This is a genomic window from Streptomyces griseorubiginosus (assembly GCF_036345115.1).
GTDB classification, from domain to species: Bacteria; Actinomycetota; Actinomycetes; order Streptomycetales; family Streptomycetaceae; genus Streptomyces; species Streptomyces griseorubiginosus_C.
In genome coordinates, this window is sequence record NZ_CP107766.1 from 9,159,926 (window position 1) to 9,176,938 (window position 17,013).

14 protein-coding genes are annotated in these 17,013 nt (G+C 72.6%); 6 read left to right on the forward strand and 8 right to left on the reverse strand.

All coding sequences use genetic code 11. The features are described 5' to 3' along the window. The first annotated feature begins 21 nt into the window (after window positions 1-21). Window positions 22-3,024 carry a glycosyl hydrolase gene (locus OHN19_RS41295; protein WP_330269134.1) on the forward strand — a complete coding sequence of 1,001 codons (3,003 nt, stop codon included), beginning with the start codon at window positions 22-24 and terminating at the stop codon, window positions 3,022-3,024. Between the two features lie 27 nt (window positions 3,025-3,051). On the opposite strand, the gene OHN19_RS41300 is transcribed toward OHN19_RS41295, so the two are convergent. Continuing rightward, window positions 3,052-3,540 carry a GNAT family N-acetyltransferase gene (locus OHN19_RS41300; protein WP_330269135.1) on the reverse strand — a complete coding sequence of 163 codons (489 nt, stop codon included), beginning with the start codon at window positions 3,538-3,540 and terminating at the stop codon, window positions 3,052-3,054. Window positions 3,541-3,631: 91 nt separating this feature from the next. After that, window positions 3,632-4,267 (reverse strand): class I SAM-dependent methyltransferase, encoded by a 636-nt coding sequence (locus OHN19_RS41305; RefSeq protein ID WP_330269136.1) that lies wholly within the window; start codon window positions 4,265-4,267, stop codon window positions 3,632-3,634. 99 nt (window positions 4,268-4,366) lie between these two features. Here OHN19_RS41305 and OHN19_RS41310 point away from each other — a divergent pair, with 99 nt between their 5' ends. Beyond that, the gene (locus OHN19_RS41310; RefSeq protein ID WP_330269137.1) at window positions 4,367-4,819 is read left to right on the forward strand and encodes a flavodoxin family protein; all 453 of its coding nucleotides are present in this window, start codon (window positions 4,367-4,369) and stop codon (window positions 4,817-4,819) included. Window positions 4,820-4,873: 54 nt separating this feature from the next. On the opposite strand, the gene OHN19_RS41315 is transcribed toward OHN19_RS41310, so the two are convergent. Both OHN19_RS41315 and OHN19_RS41320 read right to left on the reverse strand, forming a co-directional pair. Further along, entirely contained in the window at window positions 4,874-5,566 is a 693-nt protein-coding gene (locus OHN19_RS41315) for a response regulator transcription factor (protein ID WP_330269138.1), read from the reverse strand. Next, entirely contained in the window at window positions 5,551-6,852 is a 1,302-nt protein-coding gene (locus OHN19_RS41320) for a sensor histidine kinase (RefSeq protein WP_330269139.1), read from the reverse strand. The genes OHN19_RS41315 and OHN19_RS41320 overlap by 16 nt, the downstream gene beginning before the upstream one ends. A gap of 254 nt (window positions 6,853-7,106) precedes the next feature. On the opposite strand from OHN19_RS41320, the gene OHN19_RS41325 reads away from it, so the two are divergent. After that, a complete protein-coding gene (locus OHN19_RS41325; protein ID WP_330269140.1) occupies window positions 7,107-7,799 on the forward strand; it encodes an ABC transporter ATP-binding protein in 693 nt (230 codons plus the stop codon). After that, window positions 7,796-10,144 carry an ABC transporter permease gene (locus tag OHN19_RS41330; RefSeq protein WP_330269141.1) on the forward strand — a complete coding sequence of 783 codons (2,349 nt, stop codon included), beginning with the start codon at window positions 7,796-7,798 and terminating at the stop codon, window positions 10,142-10,144. The genes OHN19_RS41325 and OHN19_RS41330 overlap by 4 nt, the downstream gene beginning before the upstream one ends. A gap of 3 nt (window positions 10,145-10,147) precedes the next feature. Here the strand turns inward: OHN19_RS41330 and OHN19_RS41335 are convergent, their stop codons facing one another. Together OHN19_RS41335 and OHN19_RS41340 are read right to left on the reverse strand one after the other, a co-directional pair. Continuing rightward, a complete protein-coding gene (locus tag OHN19_RS41335) occupies window positions 10,148-11,311 on the reverse strand; it encodes an alanine--tRNA ligase-related protein (RefSeq protein WP_330269142.1) in 1,164 nt (387 codons plus the stop codon). A gap of 210 nt (window positions 11,312-11,521) precedes the next feature. Further along, a complete protein-coding gene (locus tag OHN19_RS41340) occupies window positions 11,522-11,893 on the reverse strand; it encodes an ANTAR domain-containing protein (protein WP_330269143.1) in 372 nt (123 codons plus the stop codon). 211 nt (window positions 11,894-12,104) lie between these two features. Between OHN19_RS41340 and OHN19_RS41345 the strand changes: the two genes are divergently transcribed. Both OHN19_RS41345 and OHN19_RS41350 read left to right on the forward strand, forming a co-directional pair. Further along, window positions 12,105-13,064, forward strand: coding sequence for a helix-turn-helix transcriptional regulator (locus tag OHN19_RS41345; protein WP_330269144.1), 960 nt, complete (start codon window positions 12,105-12,107; stop codon window positions 13,062-13,064). Window positions 13,065-13,159: 95 nt separating this feature from the next. Next, window positions 13,160-14,869: a hypothetical protein gene (locus tag OHN19_RS41350; RefSeq protein WP_330269145.1), complete on the forward strand. Its 1,710-nt coding sequence runs from the start codon at window positions 13,160-13,162 to the stop codon at window positions 14,867-14,869. 89 nt (window positions 14,870-14,958) lie between these two features. Here the strand turns inward: OHN19_RS41350 and OHN19_RS41355 are convergent, their stop codons facing one another. Together OHN19_RS41355 and OHN19_RS41360 are read right to left on the reverse strand one after the other, a co-directional pair. Beyond that, window positions 14,959-15,600 (reverse strand): cutinase family protein, encoded by a 642-nt coding sequence (locus tag OHN19_RS41355; protein WP_330269146.1) that lies wholly within the window; start codon window positions 15,598-15,600, stop codon window positions 14,959-14,961. Window positions 15,601-15,681: 81 nt separating this feature from the next. Beyond that, entirely contained in the window at window positions 15,682-16,914 is a 1,233-nt protein-coding gene (locus OHN19_RS41360) for a helix-turn-helix domain-containing protein (RefSeq protein WP_330269147.1), read from the reverse strand. Window positions 16,915-17,013 lie beyond the last annotated feature (99 nt).

The following is a 17,013-nucleotide window of genomic DNA, read 5'->3' on the forward strand; positions in this document are numbered from 1 at the left end:
CAGCGAAGTTGGGGCACCCGCATGCATGAAGCCATCCGCATATCGCGACGCACGGTCCTCGCCGCCGGCGTGGCCGCCGGACTCGCCGCGGGCGCCGCCACGGCGCTCGGAGCGGCGGTCCCGGCAGCGGCCGTCCCGGCGGTGGGGCCGGGCGCCGACTGGTTCGCGGACCCGGCGACGTCGGTACGCCCCAGGTTCCGCTGGTGGTGGCCGGACGGACTCGTCGACCCGGACGAGATCGCCGACGAGATCGACCAGATCGCGGACGCCGGGTTCGGCGGAGTCGAGATCGCCGCCGTCCACCACAGCATCAAGGACAAGTCGGTCCTGGACACCGCGCACCACGGCTGGGGGAGCAGACCCTGGCGGGGCGGCGTCGAGGCCGCGCTGCGCCGGGCCGCGAGACGTGGTCTCACCGTCGACATCACGCTCGGCCCCAGCTGGCCCGTCGCCGTCCCCGGCCTGACCCCCGACGACGAGGCCGCCGCCCAGGAACTCGCCCACGGCCGTGCCGCGTTGACCGGGGGATCCACCTACCAGGGCCCCGTCCCGCCGCCCGTGCACGCCCCGGCCGCAGGCGTCACCCGACAGCGGCTCCTCGCCGTCCAGGCCGCCCGCGTCGACACCGCCAACTCCACCCGCAAGGAGACCGGCCTCGACCCGGCCGGCGTTCAGGACCTCACCGCGACCGTCACCGACGGCACCCTCACCTGGACCGCGCCCGAGGGCGGGGACTGGGTGCTCATCTCCTACTGGGTGCGTGGCTCGGGCCAGCAGCCCGAATCCGGCCCCCACTCGGCACCGGCCGCCTACGCCGTCGACCACTTCAGTGCCGCCGGCACTACCGCGGTCACCTCCTACTGGGAGGACCACCTGCTCACCCCGTCCCTGCGGCGGCTGTTGCGGGCCGCGGGCGGCTCCTTCTTCGAGGACTCCGTGGAACTGGAGACCGACGGCCTGAACTGGACCCCCGGGCTGCCCGAGGCCTTCGAGAAGCACACCGGGCGGCCGCTGCTGCCGTATCTCCCGGCCCTCGTCCTCGACAACGGCAACCAGGTCTTCGCGTTCGAGGCGCAGCTGACCCGCCAGATCCGGCACGACTTCTGGGAGACCGTCTCCGGCCTCTTCAACCGCAACCACCTGAAGGCCCTGCGGGACTGGGCGCACACCCTGGACATGACCCTGCGCTCGCAGCCCTACGGCCTCCAGACCGATGCCATCGCCTCCGCCGCCCTCCTCGACGTCCCGGAGGGCGAGTCGCTCGGCTTCAAGAACCTGGACGACTACCGCTGCCTCGCCGGCGGGCGGGACATGGCCGGGCGGACCGTCCTGTCCTGCGAGGCGGGCGCCTACAACGGCTCGGCGTACAGCACCACTTGGGACCGCTTCCTGCGCACCATGGGCGGCGCCTACGCGGCCGGCGTCAACCAGACCGTCATCCACGGTTTCTCCTACGCCACCGCACCCGGGGTGAACTGGCCCGGATTCGCCGCCTTCAGCCCCTACAACGGCGCCGCCGGCTACGGCGAGTCGTGGGGCCCGCGCCAGCCCACCTGGCGACACGCCGAGGACATCTCCGGATACCTGAGCCGGGTCCACCGGGTGCTCCAGAGCGGCACGGCCCGGGCGGACGTCGCCGTGTTCCGGCAGACCGGCTACACCGCCACCGGCATCGGCGCCTCCTGGTTCACGGCGACCGGCGTCCCGCTCGGCTGGACCCACCAGTTCCTCAGCGGCCCCCTGCTCGACCTGCCCTCCGCCACCGTCTCCGGCGGCCGGCTCGCCCCCGACGGCCCCGCCTACAAGGCGCTGTTCGTCGAGGGCGACTTCTTCTACGGCTCCACGCCCACCCTCTCCGTCGAGGACGCCCGGAAGATCCTCGTGCTGGCCGAAGCGGGCCTCCCCGTGGTCCTGTTCGGCGCCTTCGACCAGGCACTGACCCCGGGCGTCCCGGACCCGGGGGAGACGGACCGGCTCCGTGCGCTCCTCACCCGGCTGCTCGCCCTGCCCCATGTCCGCAGGGTCACCGACAAGGCGCTGGTCGGCGACGCCCTGGCCGCGCTGGGCGTGGGCGCCGACGTACGGCACGCGACGCCGTCCACGCTCCTCAACGCCCACCGGGTCACCCCCCAGGCGGACTTCTACTACCTCTGCAACGGCAAGCACGCCGAGACGGTGAAACCGCCCGTGGCCGCCATCGACCACGACGTCACGCTCCGGCGCACCCGGGGCGGCCGGACCGTGCCGTATCTGCTCGATGCCTGGACCGGCGAGGCGGTCCGGCTCGCCCGGTACACCGAGGACGGGGACGACATCACCCTGCGGGTCGCCCTCCAGCCCGGTCAGACCATGATCGTCGCTCTGGGGCGGCCGGGGCTGTTCGACGACCGGCACGGCAACAGCCCCCACGCGGAGGCATCCGACGCCGACGCGGTCCTGTTCACCGAGCGCGGGCTGACCGTGCGCGCCCGGACCGCCGGGACCTGGACCACCCGCCTGTACCGCGGCCGCACGGTCACCACCCGCACCCCCGCCGTGCCCGCGCCGATCACACCGGCCCGCTGGACGCTGGACGTCGAGGACTGGTACCCGGGGCCGGAACCGACACGGACCGAGCGCGTGCGGCGCACGCTGACCCTCGACACGCTGAAGCCCTGGTCGCAGATCCCGGAGCTGGCCGACTCCGCGGGCGTCGGCCGCTACCGCACCACCGTCACCCTGCCGGCCGACTGGACGCCGTCGCACGGCGCCGAGTTGGAGCTCGGACAGGTCAGCGACACGTTCCGGGTGAGCGTCAACGGTCGGCGGCTGCCCCCGGCCGACCGGCTCCACCCCGTCGTCGACCTCGGTTCCCGGCTGCGGCGGGGGGAGAACACGATCGAGATCGAGGTGGCGACCCCGCTCATCAACCGGCTCCGGGTCGTACAGCCCACGGTGTTCGGCGGGGTCGCCCGGCAGGACCACGGGCTGGTGGGACCGGTCAGGCTGGTGCCGTACGTGCAGTCCCTGGTTTCGGGGGTGTAGGTGGCGGGGCAGGGCGCCGACCGATGATCAGGCCGATCCGAGGTCCTTGCCGTACCAGACCTCCCTGTACGGACCCGTGCAGTACGCCGGGATCTCGGCGTAGCCGTGGCGGACATAGAGGGCGCGCGCCTCGACCAGGTCGAGACGCGTGTTGAGGACCATCCGACCGGCGCCGAGCGAGCGGGCCTCCTCCTCCAGCAGCTCCAGCAGGAGGCTCGCGCCGTTCTTCCCACGGAAGGCGGGGCGCACATAGACACGGGTGAGCTCAGCCCGTTCGGCGTCCAGCATCAGGATCCCGCCGCAGGCCGCGGCCTTCTCGCCGTAGTGCCCGACGACGAACTGGCCGGTGGGCGGGGTGAGCAGTTCGGCACCGTCCCCGGCCAAGCCACGGTCGATCTCCTCGGACGTCGCCGGACGCTTCCAGTAGCGGCTCGCGACCTCGTCGTAGTAGTCACGGCGCAGACTGGTCGCGCTGACCGAGTCGAAGGCCTCACGGGCCAGGGTCCAAGTCGTCATGACCCCATCCATAACCGGGCCGCAAGCGTCATGGCCAACGAAATTACGGAGGAGCCCGAACACCCCGCCGCGCCCCGCTGCCCGAGCTGGATCAAGCAGAAGGAAGTCGGCCGTACACGAACAGGTGTGGCTCGGCCGCGCCCTCGGGGTGGTCCGGCGTGAACTCCACGACCTGCTCGAACTCCACCACGAAGCCCGCGCCGCGCACCAACGCCACCACGTCCTCGGCGGCGAAGCTGGTGGCCCGGACCGGTTGCCCCATGAACTCGATCGCGAGGTCCTCCACGTCGGCGGGCACGGTGGCGAGCACCAGGCTGCCGCCCGGACGCAGTGCCCGCGCGAGCCGGCCCAGCACCTGGGACTGCTCCGCACGGGACATCTGGAGCAGCGAGAAGTACACGCACACCGCGTCGAACTCGCCTTCCTCCAGCGGCAGTTCGCGGATGTCGGCAAGACGGAAGGTGGCCCGCGGCACCTGCCGGGCGGCGAGGTCCACCATCACGGGGGAGACGTCCACCCCCAGCACTTCATGGCCCGCGTCGGCGAGAGTCGACGCCGTGGGACGGCCTGTACCGCTGCCGACGTCCAGCACCCGGCTGCCCGGCGCGAGCCGTTCGAGCAGCCAGTCCAGGGACGCCAGATGTGCCTCGGATCGGGCGAACGCCTTCTCGTACGTCAGCCCCAGCGCGTCGAAGACCACTGCTGCCCGCTGTCCCTCTTCGGCCACGGCCTGCTCCCCCCTCGCGGTGTCCCGGCATCGTAGCCCGGCGGCACCCGGACTCGGCCCGGCTTGCGGACGAAAGCCGAGGCAGGGCAGGGTGCGAGGGTGGCCACCTTGCTGATCGTGCATCACACCCCCTCGCCCAACTGCCAGGCGATGTTCGAGGCCGTCGTCTCCGGAGCGACGGCCCCGGAGATCGAGGGCGTCCGCGTCGTACGCCGCGCGGCCCTGTCCGCCACCGCCTCGGACGTGCTGGAGGCGGACGGCTACCTGCTCGGCACCCCGGCCAACCTCGGCTACATGTCCGGCGCCCTCAAGCACTTCTTCGACCAGGTCTACTACCCCTGCCTCGACGAGACGCGCGGCCGTCCGTTCGGCGTCTACGTGCACGGCGGCAACGACGTCACCGGAGCCCTGCGCGGCATCGAGTCGATCACGACGGGCCTCGGCTGGCGCCGGGCGGCCGAACCGGTGACCGTCACCGGCGAACCGGCCAAGGCGGACATCGAGGCGTGCTGGGAACTGGGGGCGACGGTCGCGGCGGGGCTGATGGAGTGACCCGCCGTCAGGGGCCCCGCGCCCCGGGCACCCACCGGCGAGAGCCACCCGCCGTCAAGAACTCCCAGGCGTGATCAGCCCGCTCTCATAGGCCAGCACGACCGCCTGCACCCGGTCCCGCAGCTCCAGCTTCGACAGAATCCGCCCCACATGCGTCTTCACCGTCGTCGGACTGAGGAACAACCGGTCGGCGAGTTCGGCGTTGCTGAGCCCCGTCGCGAGCAGCCGCAGCACCTCCAGTTCCCGTGGCGTGAGTCCGGACAGGTCGCGTCGCACCTCGGCCGACGGCACGGCCTCCTCCCGGTGGGCGAAGCGCTCGATCAGCCGGCGTGTGATCGCGGGCGCCAGCAGGGCGTCCCCGGAGCGCACCAGCCGTACGGCGGCCACCAGATGCTCGGGCGTGACGTCCTTGAGGAGGAAGCCGCCGGCCCCCGCGGCGAGCGCGGCGTACACGTAGTGGTCGAGGTCGTACGTGGTCAGGATGATCACCCGGACGTCGCCCGCGGAGTCGTCGGCGAGGATGCGCCGCGTGGCCTCGATGCCGTCCATGCCGGGCATCCGGATGTCCATGAGGACGACGTCGGGGCGGGTCCGCCGGACCGCGGCGACCGCCTCCGCGCCGTCGGCCGCCTCCGCCGTCACCTCGATGCCGTCCGCGGCCAGGATCATCCCGAACCCGGTCCTCACGAGGGCCTGGTCGTCGGCGATGACCGCTCTCAACCCGTCCGCGCTCACACCGTCCGCCACGGCAGCTCCGCCCTGATCCGGAAGCCGCCGGCGAGAGTCGGACCGGCCGTCAGGTCGCCGCCGTAGACCGCGAGGCGCTCGCGCAGTCCGATCAGCCCGCGCCCGTTCCCGTCCGCGGGAACCCCGTCGCGCACCCCGCCGGTGTCCCTGACCTCGATCTCCATCAGGTCGTCGGACCAGCCGACGGTGACGACGGCCTCGGCGCCCGGCGCGTGCTTGATGGTGTTGGTCAGCGCCTCCTGGACCACCCGGTACGCCGTCAGGTCCACCCCCGGCGGCAGCGGCTCCGACGGCAGGGACACCGCGACACCGACCGGGGTCCCCGCGGCCCGCACCCGGTCGATCAGCGCGCCCAACTGCCCGAGCCCCGGCTGCGGTTCGAGGCCGTCGGCGGGGGAGTCGGGGCGGCCGGTGTCGGTGGCCGCCAACAGGCCCATCACGTGCCGGAGTTCGGCCATCGCGGCCCGCCCCCCGGCCTCGACCGCGAGCAACGCCTGCTTGGAACGCTCCGGCGCCGCGTCCATGACCTTGCGCGCCGCCCCCGCCTGGATCACCATCACGCTCACATTGTGGGTCACGACGTCGTGCAACTCGGCGGCGATCCGGGCGCGTTCCTCCTCCACGGCCCTGCGGGTCGCCTCCTCGTGCGCCTGCTCCAACGCGGCGAACCGGTCCCGGCTCGCCGCGAGCCGTCGCTGCCCGAACCGGACCACGCTGGCCAGCACCCCGGCCACCAGCAGCACCACCCCGGGACTCGACCAGCCGGGCAGCACCGGGTCCGTCGCCCGGAACGCCACGCCGGCCAGCACGGCCGCGACCACCAGCCCGGTCATCGCCCCCGCCCGGTACCGGCTGTACATGACCGCGCTGTACGTGCCGATGACACAGGTCAGCACATTGATCCAGGAGGCGTCGTCACCGATGCCGAGCGCCGCGCCGACCACCACCGCGAACACGGCCAGCGGATACCGCCGCCGGGCCGCCAGCGGCAGCGCCGACAGCACGACCAGGACCCAGGGCGGGGAGACCGGTTCCCCGGCATCCGCCCCGGGCACGGGTGGCCGCGGCGGCGACGGGGGCGCCGGCACCCCGTACTCGACCTGCGACATCCGCACCGGCCCGTCGCCCGGATAGCGCGCCGCCACCACCAGCGCGACCACCGTCAGCAGCACGGCCAGCAGCACGTCGAAGTACACCGACCGCCGTGACAGCGGCGCGCCCTTCGCCTCCGGCCGCAGCGCGCCACGCACCTGCCGACGCCATCCCCGCAGGTACTCCGTCTCCATGCGCCCATTGTCGTGGGCCAGAAGCCGCTCGCGCGTCCCTCCGCATGACCAGCGTCCCCTCCGCCGGGCGTACTTCGCAGGGATGACCCCGCCCCGGATCCTCCCCGCGGAGGGCCCTGTCTCGGTGCTCCGGCCGACGCGCCGAAGACCCGCCCGTCCGTACCTTCGCCATGCCGCCACAACCGCGTGGCACGGTCGCGCCTCGCCGGCGCCGGCACGGACCCGCCCCACGACATCCCGGAAGAGGACCTCCCATGACCCAAGTCATCGAACTGAGGGGCGTGGCCAAGCGCTACGACGACTCCGACGCACCCGCGCTCGGACGGCTCGACCTCTCCGTCGCCCAGGGCGAGGCCCTCGCCGTGACCGGACCCTCCGGCAGCGGGAAGTCGACTCTGCTGAACCTCGTGGCCGGACTCGACAAGCCGACCGAGGGCACCGTGACCGTCGACGGACAGCGCATCGACCGGCTCGGCGAGCACGCCCTGGCCCGGTTCCGCCGCGAACGGATCGGCATGGTCTTCCAGTTCTTCAACCTCCTCGACGACCTCACCGTCCTCGACAACATCCAGCTCCCCGCCCAGCTCACCGGAGTCTCAAGGCGCACCGTGCGGGCCCGCGCGACCGAGTTGATGGAGGTCCTCGGCATCCAGAAGCACGCCCGCGCCCACCCGGGTCGCCTCTCCGGCGGCGAACGCCAACGCGTCGCCGTGGCACGGGCGTTGGTGAACCGCCCGGCCCTGCTCCTCGCCGACGAACCGACCGGCGCCCTCGACAGCGCCTCGGGCCAGGACGTCCGTGACCTCCTCGTCGACCTGCACCGCGGCGGCCAGACCATCGTGCTGGTCACCCACGACCCGGCCCTGGCCGAGGCCTGCGCGAGCCGTACCGTCCACCTCGTCGACGGTCACGTCGCCCTCGACTCCCGTACGGAGGCCGTGCGATGACCGGGCCCCTCGTCCGCGTGGTCCGCTCCGGGGTGGGCCGGCGCCGGGTGCAGACCGTGGTCATCGCGATCGCCACGATGATGGCCGTGGCGGCCGCCGTGGTCGCCGGCTCGCTCATGGTCGTTGCGAACGCGCCCTTCGACCACGCCTTCGCCGAGCAGAAGGGCGCCCACCTCACCGCCGGTTTCGACCCGGCCAGGGCGACCGACCAACAGCTGGCGGCCACGGGCGAACTTGACGGGGTCACCGCGAGCGCCGGACCGTATCCCACCGCGATCCTCCAGGTCACCGACTCGGCCGGCCGCAAGCCCCCGGCGATGACCTTCGTCGGACGCACCGGCCCGCACGCCGCCGTGGACGACCTGGACCTCACGGCGGGCCGGTGGGCGAGCAGACCCGGTGAGATCGTGCTGAGTTCCTCCTACCAGGGACCCGCATTCGAGCTGGGCGACACCCTGACGGCGTCCGGCACGACCCTCACCGTCGTCGGCTTCGCCACCTCCGCGAGCAGAACCGCCGACGCATGGCTGACCCCCGCACAGGTCACGGCACTCGGCTCGAAGGACGTACCCGTCACCCGGCAGATGCTCTACCGCTTCGACGCGGCCGGCTCGAAGGGCGACATCGCCGCCGACCGGAAGACACTCGCCGCCGCCGTCCCCGCCGGGGCGCTCATGGGCACCCGGTCCTACCTGGACACCAAGCGCGCCGCCGACAGCGGGGCCGCCCCGACCATCCCCTTCCTCGTCGCGTTCGGCGTCCTCGGCCTCGTCATGTCCGTGATCATCGTCGGCAGCGTCATCAGCGGCGCGGTCGGCACCGGCCTGCGCAGGATCGGCATCCTCAAGGCCATCGGCTTCACCCCGCGCGAAGTCGTCCGCGCCTATGTGGCACAGGCCCTCATCCCGGCGGGCGTCGGCATCGCGCTCGGTGTCGTCCTCGGCAACCTGCTGGCCGTACCTCTCCTCGACGACACCGAGCAGGCGTACGGCACCGCCACCCTGTCGGTCGCCTGGTGGGTGGACGTCGTCGTCCCGGCCGGCGCCCTGCTGGTCGTCGCGACCGCCGCCTTCGTCCCCGCGCTGCGGGCCGGGCGGCTGCGCACGGTCGAGGCCATCGCCGTCGGGCGGGCCCCGCGCAGCGGACGCGGTCAGTGGGCCCACCGCGCGGCGGGCCGCCTGCCCCTGCCCCGGGCCGTGACCTACGGCCTCGCAGGCCCCTTCGCCCACCCGGTCCGTACCCTCGCGATGCTGCTCGCCGTGGCGTTCGGCACGATCGCGGCGACCTTCGCCGTCGGGCTCACCTCCTCCCTGAACGAGGTCGGCCGGATCCAGGACCCCGAGGACCGGGCCGCGGTCACCGTCTTCACCGGCGGTCCCGGCGTGGCGCACGGCGAACACGTCCCCGCGCCCGGCACCCCCGAGCCCCGGCAGGCCGACCCGGCCCAGGTGAGCGCCGCCATCGAGGCGCAGCCGGGCACGGCCTCGTACTACGGCGAGACCCAGCAGGACGCCACCGTGGCGGGGGTGACCGGAACCGTCCGGGCCACCCTGTTCCACGGCGACTCCAGCTCCGGCGCCTACGCGATGACCTCCGGGCACTGGCTCGACGGCACCGGTCAGGTCGTCGTGCCCGGGCAGTTCCTGGAGACCACCGGCACGGAGATCGGCGACACCGTGCGGGTCACGATGGGGAAGGAGACGGCCGCCCTGCGGATCGTGGGCGTGGCCTTCGGCAGCGCGGACGACCAGCTGGAGATCCAGGTGAACGCCGCCGACTTCCCCGCGACCAAGCCCCAGGTGTTCCTGGTCGACGTGAAGACGGGCGTCTCCCCGACCGCGTACGCCGAGAAGCTGTCCGCCCGGGTCCAGCCCCTCGGCGGCGACGCCGTGGCCAACTCCCCCTCCCAGCAGCACAACATGGTCCTCATCCTGAACACCATGGCCGTGCTCCTCACGCTCATGCTGGTCTCCGTCGCGGGCCTCGGCGTGCTCAACTCCGTCGTCCTCGACACCCGGGAACGCGTCCATGACCTGGGCGTGTGCAAGGCCCTCGGCATGTCACCCCGGCAGACGGTGAGCCTCGTCCTTGCCTCGGTGGCCGGCATCGGCGTGCTCGGCGGCCTCGTCGGAGTGCCCGTCGGATACGCGCTGCACGGGTTCGTGCTCCCGGTGATGGGACACGCGGCGGGCACCGACCTGCCGCGCTCCGTCCTCGACGTGTACGACACGCCGCAGCTGCTCCTGCTGGGCCTGGCCGGCCTGGTCATCGCCCTGCTGGGCGCCCTGCTCCCGGCGGGCTGGGCGGCCAGGGCCCGTACGGCGACGGCCCTGCGCACGGAGTAGCCGTCACTCCTGCGGGCGCAGCCCGAGCACCAGGTCGCGGGGCAGACCGTGGGTGTCGTGGAGGTAGTCGTAGTCCTCCTCGCTCAACGGCCCCCGGTACCGCGGCCCGGACAGCAGTCGGCGGCCGCGCTCCAGCAGCCTGTCGAAGCCGCGCTCCTCCTCCAGCAGCACGTCCCGGACGGGACCTGTCCCGCAGGTCTGCCGGAAGTGGTCCAGCGTGTGCTGGAGGAGCTCCACCGGCAGGTCCGAGAGGGTGCGGGACGGGTCCTCGCGCCGCAGGGTGGTCAGCAGGCGGCGGACCAGGCGGCGCGGGACGTATCCGCGCCCGGTGTTGGACGGCCGTACCCCGTCGCCGATGACGACGACGCCGGCGCGCAGATGGTCGCTGACCAGGCGCAGCGACGGCTCGTCCAGGGACCAGGGCAGCAGCCGCCTCCAGGGCTCGAACAGGTCGGTGTCGTGGACCGAGTCATGGCCCTGGAGGACGGTGACGAGGCGCTCGAGACCCATGCCGGTGTCGACGCCGGGACGCTCCAGGGGCTGGAGGGAGCCGTCGTCGAGACGGCGGTACCGCATGAGGACGTGGTTCCAGACCTCCACCCAGCGCGGGTCCGTCGTGGGCGTGCCCCGCGGCGGGCCGTCGCCGGTCCACACGAAGATCTCCGAGTCCGGGCCGCACGGGCCCACGGGACCGTTGGACCACCAGTTGTCCTCCCCGGTGAGCTCCACCGGGACCCCCGACTCCTCCCAGGTGCGCAGCGAGTCGAGGTCGGGGCCCACCTGCTCGTCGCCGCCGAAGACCGTGGCGTGCAGTCTGTCGTGCGGGATGCCGAAGCCCTCGCGGAGCAGCTCGTACCCCCAGCGGAGGCTCCGCGAGTGCCCGTAGTCGCCGAGCGACCACGAACCGAGCATCTCGAACACCGTCAGGTGCGTGGAGTCGCCGACCTCGTCGAGATCGGTGGTGCGCAGACAGCGCTGCACATTGACCAGACGGCGCCCCCGGGGATGGGGGCGGCCCTCCAGGTAGGGCGTGAGCGGGTGCATCCCGGAGGTCGTGAACAGCACCGGGTCGCCGGGCGGCGGCACCAGCGTGCCGCCCGTGATCAGGTGGTGTCCGCGCTCCCGGTAGAAGTCGGTGAAGACGCGTACGGTCCGGTCGGTGTCCATGGCGGGGGTCCTTCGGTCTCGTGGGACCGGAAACGACCGCGGGAACGGGTGACGACCAGAGGTCCGGCACCGGCGGTCCGTTTCCGGCCGCCGGGGGAGTGGGTGAGGTCAGGCGTCGGCAGCCGGCGAGCTGGTCGCTCGCGCGGCTGCGGTGTGCGTACGGCTGATGACCTTCATGCGACCAACCTTAGGCGCGGGCCCGCCCGCCCGTCACTCGGGTTTCCGGGCCAGGGTGCCGCCGTAGCCCTCGCACCAGTGCTCCCGCCGCACCAGGGGCCGGCCTCCGTGGATCGCGCGCGCCTCGGTCAGCGCGATGCGCAGGGCCGGTCGTATCTCCGGGGGCAGCGTGCCGGCCTCGGGCCAGCGCACGACATGGCGGGCGATGTCCCGCAGCTTGGTGTTGGTGCGCTGGGAGACGGCCTTCAGGACCTCCCACCCCTGCTCGGGGCGCAGACCGCTCAACGCGACGAGGACCCCGATCGCCTGGTCGACGACGGCGTGGGAGACAAGGGCTTGCCGGAGCTGGGCGATCTCCTCCTGGAGTTCCTCGATCTTCCCGGCCAGCTCTTCGCGTTCCGTCATGTACAGCCCTGTCGCCCTCTCCCCCTACCGCACGACGACTCCGCCGGTCGCCGACTCTCCAGTCTGCACAGCCGGGTCCGCGGGCCGCGAGCCACTGAGCGCACACCTTGTGACCAGGCAGGACAGAAAACGAAACGGCGCACCGCAGCTTTGTGGCATTCGCGGGTAGGCGGCATGGAGAAGCGGAGCCGAGAGTGGAGGACCTGACCGCGTGGAGACGCTCACGTTCGACAGCGACGACCTGGAGCGCACCGAGGAGTTCCTCAGTCACGCCTACGCGAGGATGCGCATCGGCAACGGCACCCCGGACAGCAGCCGCGCCCGCATCCACCGCAGCGCCATCGACACGGTCAGCGTCGACGAGCTCGACCTCGACTTCGACATGAGCTACGCCGTCACCCCGCTGGGCCGGATCTGCCTGTGCGTGGTGCACGAGGGCACCATCGAGGACCACGTCTACCAAGGTGTCTCGGACTCCTTCGGGCCCGGTGACGTGGTGTCCTTCGCCCCGCCGGAGCTGTCCTACGCGGGCCGCATCCGCGCGGCCCGCTACAACATCACGATGCTGGACCCCGAGCTGCTCACCCAGGTCGCGGGGACCGCGGGTCCGCTGCGCCAGGAACCGGTCCGGCTGACCGGACACCGGCCGCTCAGCCCCGCCGCGGGCGAGCGGCTGCGGTCGACCATCCGCTACGTGCAGGACCACGTGCTCGCCGACCCCGCCGTCGCCGACCAGCCGCTCGTCGCCGCCACCGCCGCCCAGCACCTGGCCGCGACCGTCCTGGCCACCTTCCCCAACACCGCGTCCGCCGACCCGACGGGCCCCGACCGCCAGGACGCCCATCCGGCCGCACTGCGCCGCGCCCTCGCCTTCATCGAGGGCCACGCCGACCGGCCCCTCACCGTCGCCCAGATCGCTGACGCGGCCCACATCAGCGTCCGTGCGCTCCAGTACGCCTTCCGCCGGCACCTGGGCAGCACCCCGCTCGCCTACGTCCGCCGGGTCCGCCTGTCCCACGCCCACGACGAGCTGGCGGCCGCCGACCCCGAGGCCGGAGCCACGGTCGCCGACATCGCCGCCCGCTGGGGCTTCTCCCACCCCGGCCGCTTCGCCACCCTCTACCGGCGCTCCTACGACCGCTCACCGGGCCGTACCCTGCGCGACGACTGACGGCTTCCTGCGCCTGGTGACAAAGCGTCCACCAGGCCCTGCGTTCTTGTGAGCAACCCCCGAGAACCCCGCCCGTGGCGTCCTACGGTCCCGGCATGAACACGAGTCGCAGCAGAGCAAGAACGTGGCGTACCGCGGCGCTGGCGGCGCTGCTGACCACCGGGGCGTTCACCGCGTCGGCCTCCGCTTCCGCGGAGGGCGCACGGACCGAGACGGCCGTCGGGTCGGCCGGTGGCGTGACCGAGACCGTGGTCCGTGTGAAGGCACCCCTGCCGGCGTCCTTCGGCGCCCGGCCCGCGGCGTGCGACTGGCTGTCGTACCTGCGCTACCGGTCCTCCGCGGGCCCGGCGTCCTCGGCCGACGCCGACCGGGTCCTCGTCGCCCAGCCCGGCATCCTGGAGGGCGCCGGCGCCTTCGACAGCGTCGCCCGCAACACCGTGACCCGCGCCGCCCAGCAGGGCCGGCACATCGAGTTCTGGGCCCTGGACCGGCGCTCCAACTGCCTGGAGGACCACACCGGAACCGCCACCGGCGACCAGCACACCGCCGTCGACTACTACTACCGGGGCAAGCAGGTCGGGGGCCGCACCTTCGCCGGGTTCGTCGGCAACGACCAGCTCGGCTGGATGGCCAAGCTCGGCATCGAGCAGACCGTGCGGGACGAGTACGACCTGCTCGCCGCCGAACTGCCCGACCAGAGGGTCCGCAAGGACAAGGTGCTGTGCGGCGGCCACTCGCTCGGCGGTGTCATCACCGGCTACTTCGCCGCCGCCGACTTCGACGGCAACCCGGCCACCACCGCCGACGCCGGCCAGAACCAGTGCGCCGGGTACTTCGCCCTCGACACCACCGTCTCCACCTCGCTCGCCGACCTGAGCGGCAGCATCCCGGACGACACCAACCTGCCCGACGTCGGCCTCGGTTACGGCGTCGTCCAGGCCGGACTCGACAGCGGACTCCTCCCGCGCTCGCTGTCCGCGCCCGTCCTGCTCAACCCCGAGACCATGACCCTGCTCGCCATCGCGGGCGTCGGCGCCGTACAGGACCCGGACGGCGAAGCGGACCTGCCGAGCTATCTGCCGCAGAACACCAACATCGAGGCCACCAACCGCTTCCTGTTCTCCAAGGACACCGCCACCTTCCTCACCGGCTCACCTGCCGTGAAGGACTTCCGGCTCACCAACGAGGCCGTGCTCGGGGCGCTCATGGACGACCAGTCCGTCCCGCTCGCCTTCCTCCAGAGCAGTGTCGGCTTCTTCGACGGCGGACCGGTCACCGACAAGAACTTCCCCGTCACCAATGGGAGTTCGGCCCAGCCCGGCCTCTTCGGCACCGAGTACAAGGCCATCCCCGCCGTACCGCACGGCCCGCTCTACACCTGGCGCGACTACGACCGGGTCGGCGACGCCGACGACCCCGGGTACAAGTCGTCGGACGGCACGCCGTTCACCGCCGCCGGCAAGGAGGTCACCGACATCCAGGAGCTGGCGCGCAGCATGGGCACCCAGCCACTGGACTTCACCGAGCAGTACTTCCCGACCAAGCTCGTCACCGACCTCGAACTGTCCACCTCCCCGCAGGTGAAGCGGCTCGTCGTGCACCCCGACGGGCTCACCGCCAACCCGACGCTCACCGTCCTCGCGGGCGACGGGCTGCTCGCGGGCCGGGTCCCCGCCGAGCTGCACCCCGTCGTCGCGGACGGCTACCAGCACCTCGACGTGCTGACCGCGGCACCGGTGCAGAACAACGGCCGGCCCGAGCCGGTGTCCACCGCGCTGACGGAGTTCGCCCGCGATCCGCGATAGGCGCCGGGGCCCGGGAGGAAATCCCACGCCCCATGGGGAAGGGCCCGGGAGGAACTCCTCCCGGGCCCTTGCCCTTGCCGCCAGTCCGCTCAGACCTTGCCCGCCGCGAAGGCCGCCGCAGCGTCCGCGTTCGCGGTGTAGCCGAGGTGCGCCAGCGTGTCGTTGCCGCCCGCCTCGCAGACCGGGTCGCCCTTGGCGCAGAAGTCGATCGTGCGGCTCTGGTACGTGCCGGTGACGCTCTTGCCGATGGCCCGGATCGGGTTGCCGAACAGCAGCACGGCGGCGACCTTCGGCTCCACCGCCGCGGGCAGGGTCGCCACGATGGGACTGCCGACCACCGCACCGGCGCTGCTGATGCCGATGGAATTGTCGACGACGTTCGCGCCCTGCGAATATCCGACCAGGATGAAACGCTGGTTCGGACACGCGGACGCCTGGCTGTTCACGTGGTTCACCAGGTCCGCGTTGCCCTGCGCGGCCGAGGTGAGGGAAAGGTCCGCGGGATAGTTCACCTTGTAGCTCGACAGGTTCTTGCCCGTCAGTTTCCGTTGCAGGGCCGAGAACACCGGGTCGCCGACGATGAAACCGAGCGTACCCGGCTCGAACGTGCCGCGAGCTGCGACGACGTCGATGTCCGAGCAGGCCGCGGCCGTCGCGGACGGCGCAGCTACGGTAGCCACCGTGGCCCCGCCGACCAAGGAGAGCGCGGCGAGGCATACGCGAATACGCATAGGGGGATCCTTTGAGGGTGGGGCGCGTGAAACGCCTGTGGAAAGGATGTCCCGAAGGTATTCGCTCGACCGGCGGAGGTGTTATGGACGGGAATTCAGGAATTCCTCGTTCTTTTGTGCCGTGGTGAGTGCCAGAATGAGATCCAGACGAGCGCCGGGATCGTGCAAGACCTCACCGAACACCTTGTCCAACTGACGCAGCCGGTAACGCACGGTCTGCGGATGCACATGGAGACGGGCGGCGACGTCGGGCACATTGCTGCCGCTGAGCAGCCAGGCGAGAAGCGTCTCGGCGAGCCGCTCGCGCTGCCCCTCCGACACCGCTTCCAGCGGTGCCAGGGCCCGGGTCCGTAACTGGTCGAGCATCGGCTCGTCGCTGTGCAGCAGGAGCGTCGACAGGTGGTCCGCGCAGCGCACCACCCCCTGCCGGGGCAGGATCCCGCGCCCCATCAGCCCCAGGGCCCGGGTGGCCCAGCGCAGCGACTGGGCGGCCTCCGCGAGCGGCACCGTCGGCCCGATCGCGGCCGGCCGCCCGCGCAGCGCGAGCCCGAACGCCCGCCCCCCGAACCGGCCGGAGCCGTCCGGATCGGGGATCAGCATCCGCGGCGGCCGTGACTCCATGTCCACCAGCGCCCCGGCGGCGGCCAGCGGCCACTCCTCGTCCCGCTGGTCCGGAGTTGCCGCGAGCGCCACGACCGCGACCTGCCGGGGCACCGACCACCGGGCGCCGTGCGCCAGGTCCTGCACCGCCGCGAGCGCCACCGGTCCGTCGCCGAGCAGCAGGTCCAGCAGCCGTCGGCGCCGCCGCTCCAGCTCGTCCGTGTTGTGCGCGCGGGTCTCGGAGTATCCGGCCGCCGCCGCCTCCGCGACCTCGTGCACGGTACGGAACGCCAGCTCACCCAGCGCCGTGACCACCGAGGAGTCCAGTCCCAGCTCCTCCGCCGTACGGCCCATCAGCCGCCAGGCGTGCAGCCCGCCGACCCGCAGCGCGGACTGCAGGGCGTCCAGGCTGCGCCCCTCCAGGGCCTCGCCGCGCCCGAGTTCGTAGTAGGTCGCCGCGATGGCCTCGCCGCGGCCACGCGGGTCGGCGATGTGGTCGACGAACAGCGTGAGGGCCTGCACGACACCGGCTCTCAGGTGCTCGCGGTAGGTCCCGTCGGCGGGACGCGCGTACTCGGGGACCTGCCGGCGGACCTCCTCCTCGACCTCGTCGGCGACCTCCTCCAACTGGGCGCGCAGCAGGTCGGCCAGATCGGGCGGTACCGCGGTGGCGTCGCGGCCCTCCGGTACTCCGTGCGGGGCGGGGGTGGCCAAGGCGGACCCTCCTTTCACCCGGAAGCGGCTCACCCGTGGGCCGTTGCCCGTGGGGCGAGGGGTAAGTCCTGTGTTGGACGGACGTCCCCTGCGATGCGT